We start from the raw sequence: 20,297 nt of genomic DNA, 5'->3' as shown, positions 1-20,297 counted from the left end.
CCCCCCCGCGCGTGGGCGGCTTGCGGCGTTTAGCCCCCCCCCCCCCGGCGCGGCGGGGTGGTCGCGGGCCGCCGTGTCGGGGGCGGGCCTCTACAGGACAGAAGCAGCCGAGCGTGGGCTCGACTCTACAGGACAGACGCAGCCGAGCATGGGCTCGGCTCTACAGAAGCCAGTGGCTTACGGCACGGCGAAGCCGGCACGGCGCAGCAGTCCGCACAGTGCGATCAGCGGCAGCCCGACCAGGGCAGTAGGGTCGCGGTTGTCGATGGCTTCAAACAGGCTGATGCCCAGGCCCTCGCACTTGAAGCTGCCGGCACAGTCCAGCGGCTGCTCGGCGGCCACGTAGCGGGCGATCTCCTGCGCCTGCAGCGGGCGGAAGCGCACTTCGGTCAGGTCCATGGCCGAAAACGATTCTCCGTTGCGTGTGAGACTGATCGCGGTGTGGAAGCGCACTGTCTGCCCGGCCATTGCCGCAAGCTGCGCGCAGGCGGCCTCGACCGTGCCCGGCTTGCCCAGCGGCTGCCCGTTCAGGTCCGCCACCTGGTCCGACCCGATCACCCATGCGCCGGGGTGCCGCGCGGCGACCTCGGTGGCCTTGGCGGCCGCCAGCCTCCCGGCCAGGGCCAGCGGGGCTTCGCCGGCCTGCGGGGTCTCATCCACGGCCGGGCTTGCGCAGTCGAAGGGCAGGCCGAGGCGCTGCAGCAGCTCGCGCCGGTAGCGGGAGGTAGAGGCCAGAAGCAGGGCAGGCATGCGACAATTCCGGGGCAGGGCGCGGCAGTCTGGCCCGGCGCCGAGGCTGCCAGCAAGCCCCTGTATGGCGGGCATTTGACAGCGGCGGTCCTGATCCTTAGTATTCAGCGGCTTATGTCCGCGAACGTGCCCGAAACGCTGGATGCTTGGCGGATGGTCGTAGCGCGAAGGCGCTTCGACGGCCAGGTCTCTTTGGCTGATTTGACTCGCCTGCAAGGGTTGGTCGCCGATACCGACGGTGAGTGCAATTACTCGCTTGAATTCGGTCGCGACGACGTCCTGCGGGTATCCTATGTGGAACTGACCATCGATACCGCGTTGCCGCTGACCTGTCAGCGCAGCATGCAGCGATTCCTGTTGCCGGTGAAGATGACCCAGAGGCTTGGCCTGATCCGCGACGAGGACGAGGAATCGTCCCTGCCCGAGGAATACGAGGCGTTGCTGGTGCCGGAAGATGGGCAGCTGCGTCCGCTGGACCTGGTCGAAGATGAATTGGTGCTGGCGGTACCCGTGGTACCGCTGTCTCCGGACGGTGAGGCAGTCAACAAGGACTGGGCGCCGACCGAAGAGGAAACGAAGCAGGCCAACCCGTTTGCGGCGTTGGCGGCACTGAAGAAAGAGTAAAAGCATTAGCAGCCGGATTGTCGTCGGCGGCTGCGGCGAAAGCGAAAGTGTGCTGGGCGCTGGCGTCCTGCGCGACGATACGACGAAGCAAATCGAACCGAGTTTGGAGCAATCCCATGGCTGTCCAGAAATCCCGTGTCACCCCGTCCCGCCGCGGTATGCGCCGTGCGCATGACGCCCTGAGCGCCAAGCAGCTGTCGACCGACCCGACCACCGGCGAAGTGCACCTGCGTCACCACATCACTGCTGACGGTTTCTACCGCGGCAAGAAGGTCATCCAGACCAAGACCTCGGCCGTCGAAGAAGATTGATGTGCCGGAAGGCCGCTGCCCCAGGGCAGCGGCCTTTGCCTTCTTCCCCGGGCATGCCGGTGATCGGCAGCCTGCGCAACAGGAAACATGATGAGCAAGCGGATCTACTCGAGGATCGCGGGCACCGGTAGCTATTTGCCGGAAAAAGTCCTGACCAACGCCGACCTGGAAAAAATGGTCGAAACCTCGGACGAGTGGATCCAGTCGCGCACCGGTATTCGTGAACGGCACATCGCGGCCGAAGGCGAAACCACCAGCGACCTCGGCTACCACGCCGCGGTGCGTGCGCTTGAAGCGGCCGGTATCGACGCTTCCCAGCTCGACATGATCGTGGTCGGTACGACCACCCCTGATCTTATTTTCCCGTCCACCGCGTGCCTGATCCAGGCCAAGCTCGGTGCGTCGGGCTGCCCCGCCTTCGACGTCAACGCGGCCTGCTCGGGCTTCGTGTTCGCGCTCAGCGTGGCCGACAAGTTCATCCGTTCCGGTGATGCCCGCCATGTGCTGGTCATCGGCGCCGAAACGCTCACCCGCATTGTCGACTGGGAAGACCGCACCACCTGCGTGCTGTTTGGCGACGGTGCCGGCGCGGTCGTGCTCAAGGCCGACGAAGAAACCGGCATCCTCAGCACCCACCTGCATTCCGATGGCAGCAAGAAAGAGCTGCTGTGGAACCCGGTCGGCGTCTCGGTCGGTTTCAAGGATGGCAGCGGCAATGGCGGCGGCACCATCAACATGAAGGGCAACGACGTGTTCAAGTACGCCGTCAAGGCGCTGGACTCGGTCGTGGACGAAACCCTGGAGGCCAACGGCCTGGGTAAGTCCGACCTGGATTGGCTGATCCCGCACCAGGCCAACCTGCGTATCATCGAAGCCACCGCCAAGCGGCTGGACATGTCGATGGACCAGGTCGTGGTCACCGTCGACCGCCACGGCAACACCTCCTCCGGCTCGGTGCCGCTGGCGCTGGACGCCGCAGTCCGTTCGGGCAAGGTCGAGCGCGGCCAGCTGCTGCTGCTGGAAGCCTTCGGCGGCGGCTTCACGTGGGGTTCGGCCCTGCTGCGCTATTGATGTCGTAGTTACGACAACGTGAAGTCTGTCGTTACGGCCCCTCTGGGGCCGTAACGCGTTCAGGAGATCCGTCATGGTTGAGCCCATCGTCATCGAAGGGCAGCGCGCCTGGCTGAAGCAGTACGGCAAGGGAAGCCGCGCATTCGCCTTGGGCCTGCTCAATTTCATCGCCCGCCGCTTCCACCTCGATGCCCTGCGTCCGCCGCCGCACCGCGGTGGCGATGCCGCGCGCGAGACCGAGGCCCGCCGCCTGGGCGAGCTACACGCACAGGGCGTGAACGTGCCCGAAGTGATCGGCAGCGGCCACGCCGCGCTGGTGATCGGCGACAACGGCGGTTCCTTCAATACCTGTCTGCGCGAAGCCGATGACGCCGGTCGTGACCGGCTGGTGGCCGCCGCGATGAAGGCCCTCGCCGAAGCCCATGCCCGTGGCGCGTATTTCGGCCAGCCAGTGCCGCGCAACCTCACCTGGGACGGCCAGAACGTGGGCTTCATCGATTTCGAGGAAGACCCGCTGGAAGTGATGGACCTGGCCGAGGCGCAGGCGCGCGACTGGCTGATGTTCGGCTATGGCGTGGCCAAGTATTACGCCGACCGCCCGCAGCACCTGCAGGCGATGATGGCCGAGGCCATGGATGGTGTGCAGGCGCCGGTACGCGCGCACGTGCATTCGGTCAGCGGCCGGCTGCAGGGCCTGGCTCGCGTGTGCATGAAGCTGGGCCGCTCGGCGCGCGCGCTGGCGCAATCGATCTTCATCACCCATGGCGCCACCACGCTGGGCCTGATCATGGTGGTGGGGCTGTGCGTGGACTGGTTCGCCGATGGCGAGCTCGACATCCTGCAGCTGTTCTGCTGATCGCGGTCCGCCGGGCATGGCCCGGCGCTACCAGACCGTTCGCCGGGGATTGCCAAGCGCTACCGGTAGCGCCGGGCCATGACCGGAGGGTCGGGGTCCATACGCCCTGCATACGCGCACGTACAGACGACACGGGGGATTCGCCCTTATCATGGCCCGCTTCGATTGCAACAAGCGGATGACCGCGTGACCGTATCCACCCTCGCATTTGTCTTCCCCGGTCAGGGCTCGCAGTCCGTGGGCATGCTGGCCGAGCTGGCCGAGCTGCACCCGCAGGTGCGTGAAGCCTTCACCGAAGCATCCGATGGTGCCGGCGTCGACCTGTGGGCGCTGTCCCAGGGTGGCCCGGAGGAAATGCTCAACCGTACCGAATACACCCAGCCGGCCCTGCTGGCGGCGAGCATCGGCGCGTGGCGCGCCTGGAACGCCGTCGGCGGTCCGCGCCCGTCGGTGCTGGCCGGCCACAGCCTGGGCGAATACACCGCCCTGGTCGCTGCCGGCGCGCTGAGCCTGCATGACGGTGCGCACCTGGTGCGCCTGCGCGGCCAGCTGATGCAGGAAGCCGCGCCGGCCGGCGTCGGTGCCATGGCCGCCGTGCTCGGTGCTGAAGACCAGCTGGTGCTGGACGTCTGCGCCGAAGCCGCTGGCAGCCAGGTCGTGGTGCCGGCCAACTTCAACTCGCCGGGCCAGATCGTCATCGGTGGCGACGCCGCTGCGGTCGACCGCGCGCTGGCGCTGCTGGCCGAAAAGGGCGTGCGCAAGGCCGTGAAGCTGGCCGTCAGCGTGCCCTCGCACACCCCGTTGATGCGCGAAGCCGCCAACCGCCTGGCCGAAGTGATGGCCGGCCTGTCCTGGCAGGCGCCGCAGCTGCCGGTGGTGCAGAACGTCGATGCCAAGGTGCACGACGGCGTCGACGCCATCCGTGCCGCGCTGGTGCAGCAGCTGTACCAGCCGGTGCAGTGGACCGGTTGCGTGCAGGCCCTGGCCGCCCGTGGCGTCACCCAGATCGCCGAATGCGGTCCGGGCAAGGTGCTCACCGGCCTGGTCAAGCGCATCGACAAGGCCATCGACGGCCGCTCCCTGGCCACCCCGGGCGACTTCGAAGGCGCCCGCGAGGCGTGGTCGGCCTGATCCCCCTGTTCCTGCCGACCGTGCCGGTGGCCGCTGCAAGCGGCACGGGCGCGGTCGCTGCCCACGTCTGAGGACAACATCATGAGCAAGCCCCTGCAGGGTGAAATCGCACTGGTCACTGGCGCCAGCCGTGGCATTGGTGCCGCCATCGCCGATCTGCTGGCCGCCCAGGGCGCCACCGTCATCGGTACCGCCACCACCGACTCCGGCGCTGCCGCGATCGGCGAACGCCTGGCCGCCCACGGTGGCCACGGCCGCGCGCTGAACGTCACCGACGCCGCCGCGCTGGAGACCGTTCTGGCCGACATCGCCAAGGAATTCGGCGCGATCTCTATCCTGGTCAACAACGCCGGGATCACCCGCGACAACCTGCTGATGCGCATGAAGGACGAGGACTGGGCGTCGATCATCGACACCAACCTGACCAGCGTGTTCCGCACCAGCAAGGCCGTCATGCGCGGCATGATGAAGGCACGCAAGGGCCGCATCATCAACATCGCATCGGTGGTGGGCGTGACCGGCAATGCCGGCCAGGCCAACTACGCCGCTGCCAAGGCCGGCATCATCGGTTTCAGCAAGTCGCTGGCCAAGGAAATCGGCTCGCGTGGCGTCACCGTCAATGTCGTCGCCCCCGGCTTCATCGATACCGATATGACCAAGGCGCTGCCGGAAGAAGCCCGCACCGCCCTGATCAACGATATCGCCCTCGAACGCCTCGGTTCGCCGGAAGACATCGCCCATGCGGTGGCCTTCCTGGCCAGCCCGGCGGCCGGCTACATCACCGGCGAAACCCTCCATGTGAACGGCGGCATGTACATGCCGTAAGCAAGGGGCGCATGGATTGCGCCGCAAGTGGTTGATCTGTTGGGTTTTTTGCATGCATGCAAGGCCCCGCCGGTTTCCACTACACTATCCCACGGCCATCGCCATCCGATGGCGATCATTTTTGAACCACTACTCCATCTGGAGCGATACCCCATGAGCACCATCGAAGAACGCGTCAAGAAAATCGTCGTCGAACAGCTTGGCGTCAAGGAAGAAGAAGTCACCAACAGCGCATCGTTCGTCGATGACCTGGGCGCTGACTCGCTGGACACCGTTGAGCTGGTGATGGCCCTGGAAGAAGAGTTCGAGTGCGAGATCCCGGACGAAGAAGCCGAGAAGATCAGCACCGTGCAGGCCGCCATCGACTACATCAAGGCCCACGTCAAGGCCTGATGTCAGACGGCAGTGCGCGCGCGGGTTCCGCTCGCCGCGCACCGCACCCCATGGGGCCGCAGTTGCGGCCCCGTGTGTTTGAGCATCACATCGAAGCAAACCGAGTTGCCCGTTGACATCATCGGGTCAGGAGAATCAGCAATGAAGCGTCGCGTCGTCGTAACCGGCCTGGGTATCGTCTCGCCGTTGGGCAATGATCTGGCCAGCAGCTGGGAAGGCATCACCCATGGTCGTTCGGGCATCGGTCCGCTGACCAACGTTTCTGATGCCTACCTGGATCGGTTCACCACCAAGATTGCAGGTGAGGTCAAGGGCTTTGACATCACCGCCGACAACGAACTGTTCGGCAAGTACCGGGTCAGCGGCAAGGATGCCAAGAAGATGGACCCGTTCATCCATTACGGCCTCGGTGCTTCCTTCATGGCCCTGCACGATGCGGGCCTGGAGATCACCGAAGCCAATGCCGAGCGCATCGGCGCGATCGTCGGCGCCGGCATCGGCGGCCTGCTGGGCATCGAAGAGCAGACCATTGATTTCCACGAGGGCAAGAAGATCTCGCCCTTCTACGTGCCCAAGACCATCATCAACATGCTGCCGGGCCAGCTGAGCATCATCACTGGCCTGAAGGGTCCGTCGTTCTCGGCGGTCTCGGCGTGCGCGACCTCGAACCATTCGATCGGTACCGCCATGCGCATGATCCAGTACGGCGATGCCGACGTGATGGTGGCCGGTGGCGCCGAACGCGGTTCCTCGCCGACCGCCCTGGGCGGCTTCTGCGCGATGAAGGCCATGAGCACCCGCAACGATGCCCCGGAACAGGCTTCGCGCCCGTGGGACAAGGAGCGCGACGGCTTCGTGCTGGGTGACGGCGCCGGCATCCTGGTGCTGGAAGAGTACGAACACGCCAAGGCACGCGGCGCCAGGATCTACTGCGAACTGGCCGGCTTCGGCGCCAGTTCCGACGCGTACCACATGACCGCCCCGAGCGAGAACGGCGAAGGCGCTGCCCGCTGCATGGCCATGGCCATGCGCGATGCCGGCGTGACCCCGGACCAGGTCGGTTATCTCAACGCACACGGCACCTCCACGCCGCTGGGCGACCTGGGCGAAACCATGGCCATGAAGGCCGCCTTCGGCGACCACGCCTACAAGATGATGGTCAGCTCCACCAAGTCGATGACCGGCCACCTGCTGGGTGCCGCCGGCGGCGTGGAAGCGATCTTCTCGGTGATGGCGCTGCAGGACAACGTCATTCCGCCGACCATCAACCTGGAACAGCCGGGCGAAGGCTGCGACCTGGATTACGTGCCCAACGAAGCACGCCAGGCCAAGGTCGACGTGGTGATGTCCAACGGCTTCGGCTTCGGCGGCACCAACGGCACGCTGATCTTCAAGCGCGTCTGACCGATGGGGTAGAGTCGACCGTTGGTCGACTGCCTTTCGATCCGCCGCAATGATCGCTGATGGGAGAGCAGCCGACTGACAGTCGACTCTACCTGTCGGCATCCGGAGCACCACGGAGCCGCCGCAAGGCGGCTTCCGTGCATCTGAACCCCCGAACTGGCCGCCATGACCCACGCCCCGCTGATCCACCCGCTGCCGCACCCGATCGACCTGCTGGCCCTGCAGCAGCACGACCCGGCGCGCTTCCCGCTGCTGATGGAATCCACCGCCTCGGGCACCGCCCAGGGCCGCTGGAGCCTGCTGCTGGCCGCGCAGGGCGACTGCCTGCGGCTGGACGCCGACGGCCAGGTGCGCGACCAGCACGACGTCGTGCAGCCGGGCAGCTTCCTGCAGGTGCTGGATCGCGCCTGGCAGGCCGCGCGCCTGCCGCATGACGGCAGCCACAGCCTGCCGTTCCGCGGTGGCTGGGCGCTGATGCTCGATTACGAAGTGGCCAGCCAGATCGAAACCGTGCTGCCGGCGCGTGCGCGCGATGACGGCCGCCCGACCGCGCTGGCCCTGCGCTGCCCGGCCGCGCTGCTGCACGACCATGAGAACGACGCCAGCTTCGTCATCGCCGAATCCGGCGAGCAGGCCCTGCTGGACGCGCTGGTGGCGCAGGCCTCGGCCGCGCTGCCCGAAGCAGGGCAGGGCTGGCAGCCGCCGCAGACGGTGGGCGAGGACGCACCGCAGCGCTTCACCGACGGCGTGCGCCGGGTGATCGAGTATCTGCGTGCCGGTGATGTGTTCCAGGTGAACCTGTCGCGACGCTGGAGCGCGCAGTTCGCCGCGCCGGTCAGCCCGCAGGCGCTGTACGCGCAGCTGCGCCGCGCCAACCCGGCACCGTTCGCCGGCCTGTTCACCGCGCATGGCCGCCACGTGGTCAGCTCCTCGCCGGAACGGCTGGTGTCGGTGCATGCCGGCCACGCCCAGACCCGGCCGATTGCCGGCACCCGCCCGCGCTTCGAAGGCGACGACGATGCTGCGCGTATCCAGGAACTGGTCGGCCACCCCAAGGAGCGCGCCGAGCACGTGATGCTGATCGACCTGGAGCGCAACGACCTGGGCCGCATCTGCCTGCCCGGCACCGTGGTCGTCGATGAACTGATGACCGTGGAAAGCTATGCCCACGTGCATCACATCGTCAGCAACGTCAGCGGCCACCTGCGCCCGGAGGTCACCCCGGGCGAGGTGATCGCCGCGACCTTCCCGGGCGGCACCATCACCGGCTGCCCCAAGGTGCGCTGCATGCAGATCATCAGCGAGCTGGAACAGGTGCCGCGCGGCGCTTACACCGGTGCCTTCGGCTGGCTGAACCGCGATGGCGACCTGGACCTGAACATCCTCATCCGCACCGCCGAAGTGGACGGGCACGAAGTGAGCTTCCGTACCGGCGCCGGCATCGTGGTCGACTCGGACCCGGACAAGGAACTGGACGAGACCCGCGCCAAGGCCCGCGGCCTGCTGCGGGCGCTGGGCCAGCAGGGGTAATCGACGGCCTTCCACCGGGCATGGCCCGGCGCTACCGACGGTTCATCCACGCCATGCGTGGATGAATCGCCATGGGATCGCCTGGAGCCGGTAGCGCCGGGCCATACCCGGCGAGCGAAGCGGGGTTGGGGGCCACCGCGGTCATGACCCCACACCACCCGGCACGGTATCCTGCAAGGCGGAATCGCATTCAGAGGTAGTCCATGGCGGGAGCCAAGCGCGGGTGTCTGTTCGTGGTCACGCTGGTGGTGGTACTGGGCGCCGTCCTCGCCGGCGCGGGCGCGTGGTTCTTCTACCAGCAAGGCCAGTTCGCAGACCGCCACATCACCCCGTCCGCCGAGAGCGTGGTCATCGCCAGCGGCGATGGCATGAACAGCGTGCTGCGCAAGCTGCGCGAGGCCGGCGTGGACGAAGGCCAGGACACCCAGTGGCAGCTGCTGGCCCGCCAGCTTGATGCCGCCGGCAAGCTGAAGGTGGGTGAGTACGCGCTGGACAACAGCCTGACCCCGCGCGAGCTGCTGCTGCGCATGCGTGCCGGCAAGGTGCTGCAGCACCGCGTCACCATTGTCGAAGGCTGGAACATCCGCCAGGTGCGTGCCGCGCTGAAGCGCGCCGAGCCGCTGCTGCACACCACCGACACCCTGGATGACGCCGCGCTGATGCAGCGCCTGGGCTTCGGCGGCCAGCACCCGGAAGGCCGCTTCCTGCCGGAGACCTACGTCTACCAGCGCGGCGACAGTGACATGGACGTGCTCAAGCGCGCCCATGCCGCGATGGAAAAGGCGCTGGACGAGGCCTGGGAAAGCCGCGCCGCCGACCTGCCGATCAACAGCCCGTATGAACTGCTGACGATGGCCTCGATCATCGAAAAGGAAACCGCGCTGGCCAGCGAGCGCCCGCAGATTGCCGGGGTGTTCATGCGCCGCCTGAAGATCGGCATGCGCCTGCAGACTGATCCCACTGTCATCTACGGCATCGGCACGGCCTACGACGGCAACATCCGCCGCCGCGACCTGACCACCGATACGCCCTACAACACCTACACCCGTGCGGGCCTGACCCCGACCCCGATCGCCATGCCCAGCCGCGATGCGCTGATGGCCGCCGCACAGCCGGCCGCCGGCGATGCGCTGTACTTCGTCGCCGTGGGCGATGGCAGTGGCGCGCACGTGTTCTCGCCCAGCCTGGACCAGCACAACGCCGCCGTAGCCCGCTACCTGCAGCAGCTGCGCCAGCAACGTACCAAGGAGACCCCGGCGCAATGAGTTCCGCGCTGCTTCGCCACCCGCGTTTCGTCAGCCTGGAAGGCGGCGAGGGCGCGGGCAAGACCACCGCCATCAACGCCATCCGCGATTGCCTGCACAGCCACGGCCATGAGGTCCTGCTGACCCGCGAGCCGGGCGGTACGCCGCTGGCCGAGCGCATACGCGGTCTGGTGCTGAAGCCCGACGCTGAGATCGCCGCCGAACCGCTCAGTGCCGAAGCCGAGCTGCTGCTGGTGTTCGCCGCACGCGCCCAGCACGTGCGCCAGGTCATCCAGCCGGCACTGCAGCGCGGCGCCTATGTGCTGAGTGATCGCTTCACTGATTCCAGCTATGCCTACCAGGGCGGTGGCCGTGGCCTCGACCCGCAGTGGATTGCCGACCTGGAGCGCCGCGCCGTCGGCCTGCTGCCGGGCCTGACCCTCCTGCTGGATGTGGACGTGGCCGTGGGCCGCGCCCGCGCCAATGGACGCGACCTGTGGCCGGACCGCATCGAAAGCGAGCAGGACGATTTCTTCCAGCGCGTGCGCGAAGTCTTCCGCAGCCGCGCCCAGCAGGATCCGCAGCGCTTCGCCCTGGTCGATGCCGGCCAAGTGCAGGAACGCGTGGCCGCCGATGTGGTGGCCAGCGTCGAACGCTGGTTGCAGGCCGGGGAGGGCGCATGAGCTTCTCGCCCTGGCAGCAGCGCGCCTTCGACCAGACCGTCGCTGCACTGGATGCCGATCGCCTTGGCCATGGCCTGCTGATCTGCGGCCCGGCCGGGCTGGGCAAGCGCGAGGTTGCGCTGGCCCTGGCCGACCACGTGCTGGCCCGTGGCGATGCCGCGCACGCCACGCGCACCCGCCAGCTGATCGCCGCCGGTACCCATCCGGACCTGCAGCTGGTCAGCTTCATTCCGAACAAGAGCGGCGACAAACTGCGCACCGAGATCGTCATCGAACAGGTGCGCGAGATCACCAACAAGCTGGCCCTGACCCCGCAGTACGGCGTGGCCCAGGTGGTGATCGTCGACCCGGCCGATGCCATCAACCGCTCGGCAGCCAACGCGCTGCTGAAGACCCTGGAAGAACCGCAGCCCGGCCGCTACCTGTGGCTGATCAGCAGCGACCCGGCGCGCCTGCCGCAGACCGTGCGCAGCCGCTGCCAGCGCCTGGAATTCAAGCTGCCGCCGCGCGATGAAGCGATGGCCTGGCTGCAGCAGCAGGGCCACAGCGAAGCCTCCGCGCGCGAAGCGCTGGACGCGGCGCGCGGCCATCCCGGCCAGGCCGACAACTGGCTGCGCGAAGACGGCCTGAGCCTGCGCCGCGACGTCGGCCGCGAGCTGGAACAGCTGGCTGCCGGCAAGACCGGTGCGGTGGAGCTGGCGCAGAAGTGGTGCGGCGATGAAAACGCGGCGCTGCGCCTGCGCTTCGCCGCCGATCTGGCGCTGGCCCAGGCCAGCACCGATGCCTTGACCGCGCCGGACCGATTGCACAAGCTTGCAGCCTGGTTCGATGCGGCCAACCGCACCCGCGACCTGCTACGCACCACCGTGCGTGCAGATCTTGCAGTGGTCGAGTTGCTGCTGGCCTGGAACAAGGTGAACGAGCGGCCTGCCGCAAGGGGAAATCGATGAGTGCCAGCAACGCCCGCCAGGGCATCCTGTCCCTGGCTGTAAAGGACAAAGCCGCGCTGTACAGCGCGTACATGCCGTTCGTGAAGAATGGCGGCGTCTTCGTGCCCACGCCCAAGCGCTACTTCCTGGGCGACGAGGTGTTCCTGCTGCTGACCCTGCCCGATTCCAGCGAGCGCCTGCCGGTGGCCGGCAAGGTGATCTGGGTGACCCCGGCCGGCGCACAGGGCAACCGCGTGGCCGGCATCGGCGTGCAGCTGGCCGACGGCCAGGAAGGCGAGACCGTGCGGCACAAGATCGAGACCCTGCTGGCCGGCCTGACCAGCTCGGACAAGCCGACGCATACGATGTGAGGTAGCGCCGGGCCATGCCCGGCGGCGCCTTCGAAACACCCGTGAACCGCTGTTCTCCGGCTCTCGAAAACGGCCGTGAACCGCTGTCCAGTAGAGCCGAGCCATGCTCGGCTGCAGGCCTCGAAAAGGCCTGTGAACCCAAACGTGAAAAACTGTTGACGGCCCCTGAAAAGCCCCTATAATGAGCGGCTCAGCAACACACCGGGCGGTTAGCTCAGCGGTAGAGCATTGCCTTCACACGGCAAGGGTCACAGGTTCGATCCCTGTACCGCCCACCATGTTGCAGAACGAAAGAAGCCTCCAGCAATGGGGGCTTTTTTGTTGCCCGAGATTCCAGTACGGGTACTGGGTTGTCGCATCGTCATCCGGGACCTGCCAGACAGGGGTTTGCCTCGCGCACCAGTTGTCGCGCCGCCACGATCAAACCATCGGTGTGGAAGTTGCCCAGCTGTTCTTGGGGCACGCTGTCGACACGCGCACGGTCTGCGGCTTGCAGAAGATCCAGCAGCGCGCTTAGCCCCGCCAGCGAGCGACGGAGTGATGCGTGATTGCCGGCGCCGAGTCTGCGGGCGTGACATGGCTGACCATCTGCACCATCGCCTTGGCGGATGGCATCGAGGCAGGCGAAGAACGTAGGTGCCTGCACGGGCAGATTCTGTTCGTTCAATGCACACTCGATCTCACGCGCGAGGTCTTCAGGCACGTCGTTGGCGATGTCGCCGATGAGGGCGTGCAGGCGTGGGTGGGATGCGGTTCGATCGGTCATGGCGAAACCCTCACTGGCGTAGAGCCACCTTCGGTAGTGAAGGTGGCGGACGGTGCGGGTTGGCGTACCAAGGCAGAAAAGCTCACTGGGAGAAAAGGCCTGGCGGATCTCGCGATCCCCACGCACCGTCCGCCATGGCAGGCAGTCGGTGCATTCTCATTGCTGCGACCAAGATCGCAACATCCAGTAGCTTGTTCGTTTATTCGAGACGCCAATCCCGACCAAGGCAACCTGCCTCGGCGAGGCGATCATCGATTCGTGCGAACACGGAAGTCAGTGAGGAAAGTTGCAAGCACTCGCTGGTGGCAGGGCGGTGGGCCGTTCTGTGCGCCCGCTCACTGGCCACATGGGCCTGAAGCCATCGCGAAACGAATTTGAGAGGCGGGCGACAGGCCTCGACGCGCGTATGCGGGTCGAACCCGTCATATCGCGTAGCGACAGCGTCGGGCCACACGCTGTGTCCGATAGCCGTCCTGGCGTAGATTTGGCATTGCCTGCCTGCCCTCACATGAGTACACAAGGACGGATCATGGAAATTCCATCGCGGATGATGTGGATCGCATTCAGTGCCATCGCACTGGGGATGCTGTTGTCTCCCGTAGCCCGCACCGCGCCACCTGCGTCCGGTATCAGCGGCAAGCGCGTCGCAACGCCGGACATCAAGGCGATGCTCGGCGAGGTCTATGCCTCGAAGAAGCCGGCCGGCTTCGAGCAGCTGGACGTGACCCCCATCGTCAGCCGTTATCTGCCTGTTGGGCTGTCGCGGGCGCAGGTGCTTGCTGCGCTCAAGGGCATCGACAGCGCACACGTGGTAGAGCAGGCCTCTGGCGCCTTGATCGTGCGCGGTGACAGGGGCCGCGCCCTGTTCGACCCCGATGCCCGCTCGATCCTGATGACCTTCCGTTTCGATGGCGCAGGAATGCTGACCGGGGTGCAGGCCATTCACATGAAAAACCAGTAGGCGGGCACATCGTGTTCCCTCCATCTGCCCGGGACATCCCCCATGCCGCTCGCCCGTATCGATCTTCGCAAAGGTAAATCCGCCGATTATCTGCAGCGTGTGGGCGAGGCCATCTACCAGGCCCTGCGCGCGGTGGGTGTTCCGGAAAACGATCGCTTCCAGGTCTTCCAGGAACATGAGGCGGATACCCTCGTATTCGACCCCGGCTACCTCGGCGTGGCGCGCACCGATGACTTCATCTGCGTGCAGATCACCTGGAGCGAGGGGCGCACGCAGGAGCAGAAGAAGGCGCTCTACCTGGGCATTGCCAATGGCCTGCATGAGGCGGTGGGCATACGCCGCGAGGACGTGTTCATCAATCTGGTGGAAGTAAAGCCGGAGAACTGGTCGTTCGGGAATGGGGCGGCGCAGTACGTGAGTTGATGGCCCAGGAGCAAGAGCATCCACGCATGGCGTGGATCTACTGCATTCGCAGCGTCTCATTCGTTGATGGGCGAAGCGCGCCTACGCCAGAAGGGCGGGTTCGTCGGCGTGGCCCCAGGTATGGTCCCTGCGTCACCGTGTCGCAGGGGTAAAACCCTGAACGTGGTCCAGGGTTGGCCGCCGCGCCGTAGAATGGGCGAGTGCGTCGCCCCCGATTCCACCGCCGGTTCCAGACCCTGGCATGGCTTGCCATGCTGCTGGTGCTGCTTGCCCCGCTGGTGAGCCGCTGGATGGCCCATGGGCCGGCGCCAGCCGCCGTGCCGGTGATGGCGGGTATGAACCATGATGCGATGGACCACAGCGGCATGGATCACGGCGCGCACGCCGAACACGCGCAGCACGCGATGGAAGGTCACCACGACCACCACGCGATGGCGATGGAGCACGACGAAACCGCTGCCAAACCGGCGGTCGATCCACACGCCGAGCATGAAATGGGCGTGGACTGCGAGTACTGCCTGATCGCGGCACGTCTGATCACCTTGCTGGTGGCGGCGTTCCTGCTGCTGGTGCCGTTGGCGCCGGTACGCCGGGCATTGGCGGGATCTGTCAGAGCGCTGCCCTCGCGGCTGCGCGGAACACTGGGCGCGCGTGGGCCGCCAGTGGCGTTCGCTGGCTGAGCCGCGCACGCGAAAGCCGCCGGGGATGGCCCGGCGCTACCGCTCTGGTTGAGACCGCCGGGCATGTTCCGGTGATATCGATCTGGTTGAGGCCGCCGGGCATGGCCCGGCGCTACCGATTCGGTTGAAGCCGCCGGGTCATGACCCGGTGCACCCGCGTGCGACTTTCTTTCTGCTGCCCTCGTTGAAGGGGCGGCATTGCATGCCGTGGAAACATGAAAACGAACCCGAACGTCGTTGCCCTGCGCTGGGCGACGCTGCCGGCGCTGTGCGCCTGCGCCCTGTACACCGCACCGGCCCGCGCCGATGCGGCAGACCCTACCACCCTGGATACCGTGCGCGTGGTCGATATCCGCCATGGCGAGCTGTCGGCCGTGCCCAGCGCGGGCTCGGCCCTAGGCCTGAGCGTGCTGCAGACGCCGGCCGCACTCACCATCATCGACCGCGACCAGCTGGAACAGCGCGGCGACAGCAACCTCAACGATGCGATCAGCCGTGCGGGTGCGATCAGTGCGATGCCGCACCCCGGCAATGGCCTCAGCGCGCTGTCCAGCCGCGGCTTCACCGATGGCGCATCGGTCATGCGCCTGTACGACGGCCTGCGCCAGTACGGAGGGGTAGGCGTCACCTTCCCGTTCGACACCTGGTCCATCGAGCGCATCGAAGTGCTGCGTGGCCCGGCTTCGGTCATCCATGGTGACGGTGCCATTGGCGGGGTCGTCAACATCGTGCCGAAGAAGCCGTCGCGTGGTGCCATCGAGAACGAGATCAGCGTGACCGTGGGCAGCGAGGACACCGCGCGCCTCGGCTTTGGCAGCGGTGGCGCGCTGACGCCGGAGCTGGCCTATCGGGTGGATGTGAGCGGCAACTACAGCGGCGGCTGGGTCGACCGTGGCCGCAACGACGATGCGACGTTCTCCGGCGCGCTGCTGTGGCAGCCGCGCACCGACCTGCAGCTGACCCTGACCCATGCGCAGGGCTACCAGCAGCCGATGCGCTACTTCGGCACGCCGCTGGTGGATGGCCGCCAGCTGGATGCGCTGCGCCATCGCAACTACAACGTGGCCGACAGCGAGATCCGCTTCCGTGACCGCTGGACCCAGCTGGATGCGCTGTGGACGCCGACCGCGAACGTCGAATGGCGCACGCGGATCTACCAGATCGACAGCCAGCGCGACTGGCGCAATGCCGAGGCCTATGTCTACAACGATGCCACGGGGCTGATTGACCGCTCGGACAACACGCAGATCACCCACAACCAGGACCAGACCGGGCTGGCCTCGACGCTGCGCGTGCAGGGGCAGGTGGGCGGGCTGGCCAACAGCTTCGCGGTGGGCCTGGATACCAACCGTGCGCACTTCAAGCACACCAACAACACCTACGCCGGCAGCTCCGGGCCGGTCGATCCGTTCCATCCGGTGCCGGGGCAGTTCGCCAGCGATGCACCGAACCTGCCGCGCTACCGCAACAGTGCCGAGCAGTACGCGTTGTTTGCCGAAGACCACCTGACGCTGAGCGAGCGCTGGTCGGTGCTGGGTGGGCTGCGCCATGACCGCGCCACCATCGACCGCACCGATCTGATCAGTGGCACGGCAGCATTCTCCAAGACCTACAGCAGCACCGGCTGGCGCGCGGGCACGGTGTTCGCGCTGCGCCCGACGCTGAGCCTGTACGCGCAGTATTCGCAGGCGGCCGATCCGGTCAGTGGCCTGCTGATGATCAGCCCGGCCAACGGTGCGTTCGACCTGGCCAAGGGCCGGCAGTTCGAGGTCGGCATGAAGCAGGCGTTCGACGGCGGCGAGTGGACGCTGGCGGCGTACCGCATCCGCAAGACCGGCCTGCTCAGCCGTGATCCACTGCAGCCCGATCGCCGCGTGCAGGTGGGCGCGCAGACCTCGCGCGGCATCGAGGCCTCGTTGAACTGGGCGTTCGCACCACAGTGGTCGCTGGATGCGAATGCCACGGTGCTGAAGGCCGAGTTCGAGGACTTCCTGGAAACCACCGGCTTGCCGGCGGTGGTGGTCTCGCGCGATGGCAACGTGCCGCCGAACGTGGCCGAGCGGATGGCGAACGTGTGGCTGAGCTGGCAGTTCCTGCCGGACTGGACCGTGGCCGGCGGTGCGCGCTATGTGGGCAAGCGTTACGCGGACAACGCCAATACGCTCGAACTTCCCGGCTACAGCACTACCGATCTGGCGCTGACCTGGCAGGCGGCACCGCGCACGCGGCTGAGCGCCCGCCTGTTCAACGTGTTCGACAAGGCGTATTACGCGACGGCCTACTACACCAGCACGCAGTGGCTGCTGGGCGCGGATCGCCGCGTCGAGTTCACCGTCGACCATCGCTTCTGAGGGCGTCGCTGATGTCGCTGCGATCTACCGCCAAGCGCTGGACCTACCTGCTGCAACGATGGCTGGGCGTCGGTGGCTGCCTGCTGATGCTGCTGTGGTTCGTCAGCGGCATGGTGATGCTGTTCATCGGTTACCCGAAGTTGACCCCGGGCGAGCGGCTGGCCGCGTTGCCGGTGCTTGATGGCACACGCGCGCCGCAGGGCCTGCCGGTGCTGCCCGACTCTGTGCAGGCCGAACCGGAAAGCGTGGCGTTGACCACGCTGCGCGGTGAACCGGCCTACGTGGTGCGCAGCGGTGCCAACGTTGGCGCGTGGTCGGCAGACACCGGCCACGCGCTGCTGCCGGTGTCTGCACAGCGCGCGGAGCTGTCGGCGGCGGCGTTTGCTGGCGGCCCGGCGGTCCCCGGTGCGGTGCGCGTGGACGAGGATCGCTGGACGCACTCACGTGGGCTGGACGCGCATCGGCCGTTGTACAAGGTGGAAGTGGGCGGCCACCAGCCGGGCAGCCTGTACGTTTCCTCGCATACGGGAGAGGTGGTGCTGGATGCGCCCTACCACCAGCAGCGCTGGAACTACGTCGGCGCGTGGCTGCATTGGCTGTATTTCCTGCGCATGCAGTCGGTGGACCCGGTGTGGACGTGGGTGGTGATCGTTCTGTCCGCGCTGTGCACGGTGGCGGCCATCAGCGGCATCGTGGTGGGCGTGTGGCGCTGGCGCTTCCGTGGCAACTACCGTTCGGGTGCGAAGACGCCCTACGTGGAGCCGTGGATGCGCTGGCACCATCTGGTCGGCCTGATGGCCTGCGCCTTCGTGTTCACCTGGATCTTCAGCGGGCTGATGTCGATGAACCCGCTGCAGGTGTTCAGCACTACCGCAGGTGCCGTGGACGCGGCGCGCTATCGCGGAGCGCCGGTGGCGCTGGATGGCGCCGTGGCGCAGCCGCAGGCCTTGCTCGCGGCAGCGTCGAAGGAACGCTTCGCGCCGGTGGAAATCCAATGGCGGCGTATCGGCGGCGAACTGTTCGCGGTACTGCTGGACGGTCAGGGCGGTACGCGCATCGTTTCGCAGGCAGAGGGGCAGCTGCACGTCGCCCAGACCCTGCCGACCACGTGGCTGCAGCAGCACGCGCAGGCGATGGGGTCGGCACCGCTGCGTGCGTTCGCGATCCTGCGCACGCCCGATGCTTACTTCTACCCGCGTGCGCCGGAGGCGATGAACGGTGCGGCCGTGCGGCGTTTCCCGGTGGCGGTGGCCGATTTCGGCGATGCGCACGCCACGCGTGTGTACTTCGATCTGGCGACCGGCGATCCGCTGCTGACCCTGGGCCATCGCGAACGGGTCGGCCGTTGGCTGTTCTACTTCCTGCACAGCTGGGACCTGCCGGGCATGCTGCGGCAGGAAAACACGCGGCTGGGCGTGCTGCTGCTGTTGAGCGTGGCGGGTGCGGGCCTGTGCGCCACCGGTGTGGTGATCGGCTACCGTCGCCTGCGGATGAAGTTCCGGCGCCGTCGGCACTGATGTTGGCTGCGCTTTGCACACAGCGCGGCTGGACTGCCGGTGAATCCCGCGGCACGCCCGCTTACGGAAGACCCCGTTTGCCCGGCATCATGTCGAGCAACCGTGACATGGAAATCCAGATGTCCCCCAGCATCCACCGCGCGCTGCGCATCACCGGCGACCAGTACGCCGGCCAGAAAGTCGTCGACCAGCAGTTCCACGAGTGTGACTTTTCAGGCGCAGACCTGACCGCCACCGAGTTCGTGAACTGCAGTTTCTACGACGCCGAAAGCCGCGCCGGCTGCCGCTTCAATGGCGCCACGCTGAAGGAAGCCAGCTTCCGTGGCTGCGACATCAGCATGTGCCATTTCAACTTCATCAAGGCGCTGGGCCTGGAAATCAGCGAGTGTCGCGCGCAGGGCGCCGATTTCAGCAACGCCAGCTTCATGAACCAGATCACCACGCGCACCTGGTTCTGCAGTGCCTTCATCAAGAAATCGAACCTGCGCTACGCCAACTTCTCGCGGGTGACGCTGGAGAAGTGCGAGCTGTGGGAGAACCGCTGGGACGGTGCCAACCTCAGCGGCGCCAGTTTCGCCGGTTCGGATCTGTCGGCCGGGCAGTTCGAGGGCATCGACTGGAGCAGTGCCAACTTCACCGATTGCGACCTGACCGGCTCGGAGCTGGGCGACCTCGACCTGCGCGTGGTCAACCTGCGTGGTGCCCGCGTGGATGTGCAGCAGACGGCGCTGTTGATGCAGCGCATCGGCATCACCGTGGTGCCGTAGGCGCTAACCGGCGTATGCCACCCATCCCTTGAAACTGAAGCCGGCGTAGAACAGCTCCACGCTCTCGAAGCCGCCCTGCTGCAGCAGCGCCACTTCCTGTTCGGGCGACTGCAGCGGCAACCGCTCGATCATGACCTCGATGGTGCGCTGGGCATCGGCGTGGGCCACGCCGGAAGCCTCGGCAAAGGCAACGTAGCGCAGCAGCCAGCGTCGCTTGCCCGCATCGTCGGCCGGTACGCTGTGGTGGGCCACCACCAGCGGTGCACCCGGGCGTAATCGACGGTGCAGCTCGCGCAGCGTGTGCAGGCGCTGGCTGGCATCGAGGAAGTGCAGGGTCAGCAGGCAGCTGGCACCGTCAAAACGAACGTCCGGCGCATCGTCGATGTAGCCTTCCAGCAGCTCCACCTGTGCCATCAGCGGCCCCAGCGTCTGTTCCGCAAGTGCCAGCATCGGTGCGGCGGGGTCTACGCCCAGCAGGTGTCACCCGGGATGCGCCTCGGCGAAGGCCTTCAGCTCCAGCCCGCCACCGGCGCCCAGCACCAGCACCTGGCCATCTGCGGGCACGCGCTCGGCCAGCAGCAGGCGGCTCATCTGCTGCAGGGCGAGAAAGCCCGGTACCTGCCGCAGCGGGCCTTCGGCGTAGCGGGCGACGGCCTGCGGATCTTCGAAGGTCGACATGGCGTGCGTTCCTGCGGCAGGGGTGACATTCC

At 66.8% G+C, this 20,297-nt stretch carries 21 protein-coding genes, 1 tRNA gene and 1 pseudogene; 20 read left to right on the top strand and 3 right to left on the bottom strand.

Features of this window, described 5'->3' with window-relative positions:
* Positions 1–177 precede the first annotated feature (177 nt).
* The gene (locus AC1VXD_RS09290) at positions 178–750 is read right to left on the bottom strand and encodes a Maf family nucleotide pyrophosphatase (RefSeq protein WP_482991812.1); all 573 of its coding nucleotides are present in this window, start codon (positions 748–750) and stop codon (positions 178–180) included.
* A gap of 114 nt (positions 751–864) precedes the next feature.
* On the opposite strand from AC1VXD_RS09290, the gene AC1VXD_RS09285 reads away from it, so the two are divergent.
* The 14 genes from AC1VXD_RS09285 to AC1VXD_RS09220 all read left to right on the top strand — a co-directional run bounded on the left by AC1VXD_RS09285 (position 865) and on the right by AC1VXD_RS09220 (position 12,400).
* On the top strand, positions 865–1,374 hold the full coding sequence (locus AC1VXD_RS09285) for a YceD family protein (protein WP_164073650.1): 510 nt from the start codon (positions 865–867) through the stop codon (positions 1,372–1,374).
* Between the two features lie 116 nt (positions 1,375–1,490).
* Positions 1,491–1,685 (top strand): 50S ribosomal protein L32, encoded by a 195-nt coding sequence (gene rpmF, locus AC1VXD_RS09280; protein WP_004154640.1) that lies wholly within the window; start codon positions 1,491–1,493, stop codon positions 1,683–1,685.
* A gap of 90 nt (positions 1,686–1,775) precedes the next feature.
* Positions 1,776–2,756 (top strand): beta-ketoacyl-ACP synthase III, encoded by a 981-nt coding sequence (locus AC1VXD_RS09275; protein WP_079220841.1) that lies wholly within the window; start codon positions 1,776–1,778, stop codon positions 2,754–2,756.
* Positions 2,757–2,829: 73 nt separating this feature from the next.
* Positions 2,830–3,612: a BUD32 family EKC/KEOPS complex subunit gene (locus AC1VXD_RS09270; RefSeq protein WP_108767983.1), complete on the top strand. Its 783-nt coding sequence runs from the start codon at positions 2,830–2,832 to the stop codon at positions 3,610–3,612.
* A 186-nt stretch (positions 3,613–3,798) separates the two neighbouring features.
* Entirely contained in the window at positions 3,799–4,743 is a 945-nt protein-coding gene (gene fabD, locus AC1VXD_RS09265; protein ID WP_482991811.1) for an ACP S-malonyltransferase, read from the top strand.
* Positions 4,744–4,824: 81 nt separating this feature from the next.
* Positions 4,825–5,568 carry a 3-oxoacyl-ACP reductase FabG gene (gene fabG / locus AC1VXD_RS09260; protein ID WP_482991810.1) on the top strand — a complete coding sequence of 248 codons (744 nt, stop codon included), beginning with the start codon at positions 4,825–4,827 and terminating at the stop codon, positions 5,566–5,568.
* 153 nt (positions 5,569–5,721) lie between these two features.
* The gene (gene acpP, locus AC1VXD_RS09255; protein WP_005415509.1) at positions 5,722–5,961 is read left to right on the top strand and encodes an acyl carrier protein; all 240 of its coding nucleotides are present in this window, start codon (positions 5,722–5,724) and stop codon (positions 5,959–5,961) included.
* A gap of 141 nt (positions 5,962–6,102) precedes the next feature.
* Positions 6,103–7,365 (top strand): beta-ketoacyl-ACP synthase II, encoded by a 1,263-nt coding sequence (fabF, locus tag AC1VXD_RS09250; protein ID WP_482991809.1) that lies wholly within the window; start codon positions 6,103–6,105, stop codon positions 7,363–7,365.
* 165 nt (positions 7,366–7,530) lie between these two features.
* On the top strand, positions 7,531–8,895 hold the full coding sequence (locus AC1VXD_RS09245; RefSeq protein WP_482991808.1) for an aminodeoxychorismate synthase component I: 1,365 nt from the start codon (positions 7,531–7,533) through the stop codon (positions 8,893–8,895).
* 203 nt (positions 8,896–9,098) lie between these two features.
* Complete coding sequence (gene mltG / locus AC1VXD_RS09240; RefSeq protein WP_482991807.1) at positions 9,099–10,160, top strand: endolytic transglycosylase MltG; 1,062 nt, start codon at positions 9,099–9,101, stop codon at positions 10,158–10,160.
* Positions 10,157–10,822, top strand: coding sequence for a dTMP kinase (gene tmk, locus AC1VXD_RS09235; RefSeq protein WP_482991806.1), 666 nt, complete (start codon positions 10,157–10,159; stop codon positions 10,820–10,822). The genes mltG and tmk overlap by 4 nt, the downstream gene beginning before the upstream one ends.
* Positions 10,819–11,772, top strand: coding sequence for a DNA polymerase III subunit delta' (locus AC1VXD_RS09230; RefSeq protein ID WP_482991805.1), 954 nt, complete (start codon positions 10,819–10,821; stop codon positions 11,770–11,772). The genes tmk and AC1VXD_RS09230 overlap by 4 nt, the downstream gene beginning before the upstream one ends.
* Positions 11,769–12,122, top strand: a complete 354-nt coding sequence (locus AC1VXD_RS09225) for a PilZ domain-containing protein (protein WP_150454191.1) — start codon at positions 11,769–11,771, stop codon at positions 12,120–12,122. The genes AC1VXD_RS09230 and AC1VXD_RS09225 overlap by 4 nt, the downstream gene beginning before the upstream one ends.
* Before the next feature lie 203 nt (positions 12,123–12,325).
* Positions 12,326–12,400: transfer RNA gene (locus AC1VXD_RS09220), tRNA-Val, on the top strand.
* An 83-nt stretch (positions 12,401–12,483) separates the two neighbouring features.
* Here the strand turns inward: AC1VXD_RS09220 and AC1VXD_RS09215 are convergent.
* The gene (locus tag AC1VXD_RS09215) at positions 12,484–12,888 is read right to left on the bottom strand and encodes a hypothetical protein (protein WP_482991804.1); all 405 of its coding nucleotides are present in this window, start codon (positions 12,886–12,888) and stop codon (positions 12,484–12,486) included.
* 550 nt (positions 12,889–13,438) lie between these two features.
* Here AC1VXD_RS09215 and AC1VXD_RS09210 point away from each other — a divergent pair.
* The 6 genes from AC1VXD_RS09210 to smqnr all read left to right on the top strand — a co-directional run bounded on the left by AC1VXD_RS09210 (position 13,439) and on the right by smqnr (position 19,587).
* On the top strand, positions 13,439–13,849 hold the full coding sequence (locus tag AC1VXD_RS09210) for a DUF6393 family protein (protein WP_482991803.1): 411 nt from the start codon (positions 13,439–13,441) through the stop codon (positions 13,847–13,849).
* A 42-nt stretch (positions 13,850–13,891) separates the two neighbouring features.
* On the top strand, positions 13,892–14,272 hold the full coding sequence (locus AC1VXD_RS09205; RefSeq protein ID WP_482991802.1) for a tautomerase family protein: 381 nt from the start codon (positions 13,892–13,894) through the stop codon (positions 14,270–14,272).
* Between the two features lie 251 nt (positions 14,273–14,523).
* Entirely contained in the window at positions 14,524–14,952 is a 429-nt protein-coding gene (locus AC1VXD_RS09200; protein ID WP_482991814.1) for a DUF2946 family protein, read from the top strand.
* 215 nt (positions 14,953–15,167) lie between these two features.
* Positions 15,168–17,303, top strand: coding sequence for a TonB-dependent receptor (locus tag AC1VXD_RS09195; RefSeq protein ID WP_482991801.1), 2,136 nt, complete (start codon positions 15,168–15,170; stop codon positions 17,301–17,303).
* Positions 17,304–17,314: 11 nt separating this feature from the next.
* Positions 17,315–18,820 (top strand): PepSY domain-containing protein, encoded by a 1,506-nt coding sequence (locus AC1VXD_RS09190; RefSeq protein WP_482991800.1) that lies wholly within the window; start codon positions 17,315–17,317, stop codon positions 18,818–18,820.
* A gap of 119 nt (positions 18,821–18,939) precedes the next feature.
* On the top strand, positions 18,940–19,587 hold the full coding sequence (gene smqnr, locus AC1VXD_RS09185; protein WP_482991799.1) for a SmQnr family pentapeptide repeat protein: 648 nt from the start codon (positions 18,940–18,942) through the stop codon (positions 19,585–19,587).
* Positions 19,588–19,590: 3 nt separating this feature from the next.
* Here the strand turns inward: smqnr and AC1VXD_RS09180 are convergent.
* Positions 19,591–20,265, bottom strand: a pseudogene (locus AC1VXD_RS09180) (class I SAM-dependent methyltransferase).
* Positions 20,266–20,297 lie beyond the last annotated feature (32 nt).

The sequence above is a fragment of the Stenotrophomonas sp. STEN054 genome (genome assembly GCF_056854535.1).
Note: the sequence above shows the minus strand (reverse complement) of the source record. Positions and strands in the feature narration are given on the sequence as shown.

Coding starts and splice junctions, on each gene's coding strand:
- mltG (WP_482991807.1), top strand. CDS start 9,099: ATGGCGGGAGCCAAGCGCGGGTGTCTGTTCGTGGTCACGCTGGTGGTG.
- AC1VXD_RS09225 (WP_150454191.1), top strand. CDS start 11,769: ATGAGTGCCAGCAACGCCCGCCAGGGCATCCTGTCCCTGGCTGTAAAG.
- AC1VXD_RS09245 (WP_482991808.1), top strand. CDS start 7,531: ATGACCCACGCCCCGCTGATCCACCCGCTGCCGCACCCGATCGACCTG.
- rpmF (WP_004154640.1), top strand. CDS start 1,491: ATGGCTGTCCAGAAATCCCGTGTCACCCCGTCCCGCCGCGGTATGCGC.
- fabF (WP_482991809.1), top strand. CDS start 6,103: ATGAAGCGTCGCGTCGTCGTAACCGGCCTGGGTATCGTCTCGCCGTTG.
- AC1VXD_RS09270 (WP_108767983.1), top strand. CDS start 2,830: ATGGTTGAGCCCATCGTCATCGAAGGGCAGCGCGCCTGGCTGAAGCAG.
- AC1VXD_RS09275 (WP_079220841.1), top strand. CDS start 1,776: ATGAGCAAGCGGATCTACTCGAGGATCGCGGGCACCGGTAGCTATTTG.
- AC1VXD_RS09285 (WP_164073650.1), top strand. CDS start 865: ATGTCCGCGAACGTGCCCGAAACGCTGGATGCTTGGCGGATGGTCGTA.
- AC1VXD_RS09190 (WP_482991800.1), top strand. CDS start 17,315: ATGTCGCTGCGATCTACCGCCAAGCGCTGGACCTACCTGCTGCAACGA.
- smqnr (WP_482991799.1), top strand. CDS start 18,940: ATGTCCCCCAGCATCCACCGCGCGCTGCGCATCACCGGCGACCAGTAC.
- acpP (WP_005415509.1), top strand. CDS start 5,722: ATGAGCACCATCGAAGAACGCGTCAAGAAAATCGTCGTCGAACAGCTT.
- AC1VXD_RS09205 (WP_482991802.1), top strand. CDS start 13,892: ATGCCGCTCGCCCGTATCGATCTTCGCAAAGGTAAATCCGCCGATTAT.
- AC1VXD_RS09290 (WP_482991812.1), bottom strand. CDS start 750: ATGCCTGCCCTGCTTCTGGCCTCTACCTCCCGCTACCGGCGCGAGCTG.
- AC1VXD_RS09215 (WP_482991804.1), bottom strand. CDS start 12,888: ATGACCGATCGAACCGCATCCCACCCACGCCTGCACGCCCTCATCGGC.
- tmk (WP_482991806.1), top strand. CDS start 10,157: ATGAGTTCCGCGCTGCTTCGCCACCCGCGTTTCGTCAGCCTGGAAGGC.
- AC1VXD_RS09210 (WP_482991803.1), top strand. CDS start 13,439: ATGTGGATCGCATTCAGTGCCATCGCACTGGGGATGCTGTTGTCTCCC.
- AC1VXD_RS09230 (WP_482991805.1), top strand. CDS start 10,819: ATGAGCTTCTCGCCCTGGCAGCAGCGCGCCTTCGACCAGACCGTCGCT.
- fabG (WP_482991810.1), top strand. CDS start 4,825: ATGAGCAAGCCCCTGCAGGGTGAAATCGCACTGGTCACTGGCGCCAGC.
- AC1VXD_RS09200 (WP_482991814.1), top strand. CDS start 14,524: ATGCTGCTGGTGCTGCTTGCCCCGCTGGTGAGCCGCTGGATGGCCCAT.
- AC1VXD_RS09195 (WP_482991801.1), top strand. CDS start 15,168: ATGAAAACGAACCCGAACGTCGTTGCCCTGCGCTGGGCGACGCTGCCG.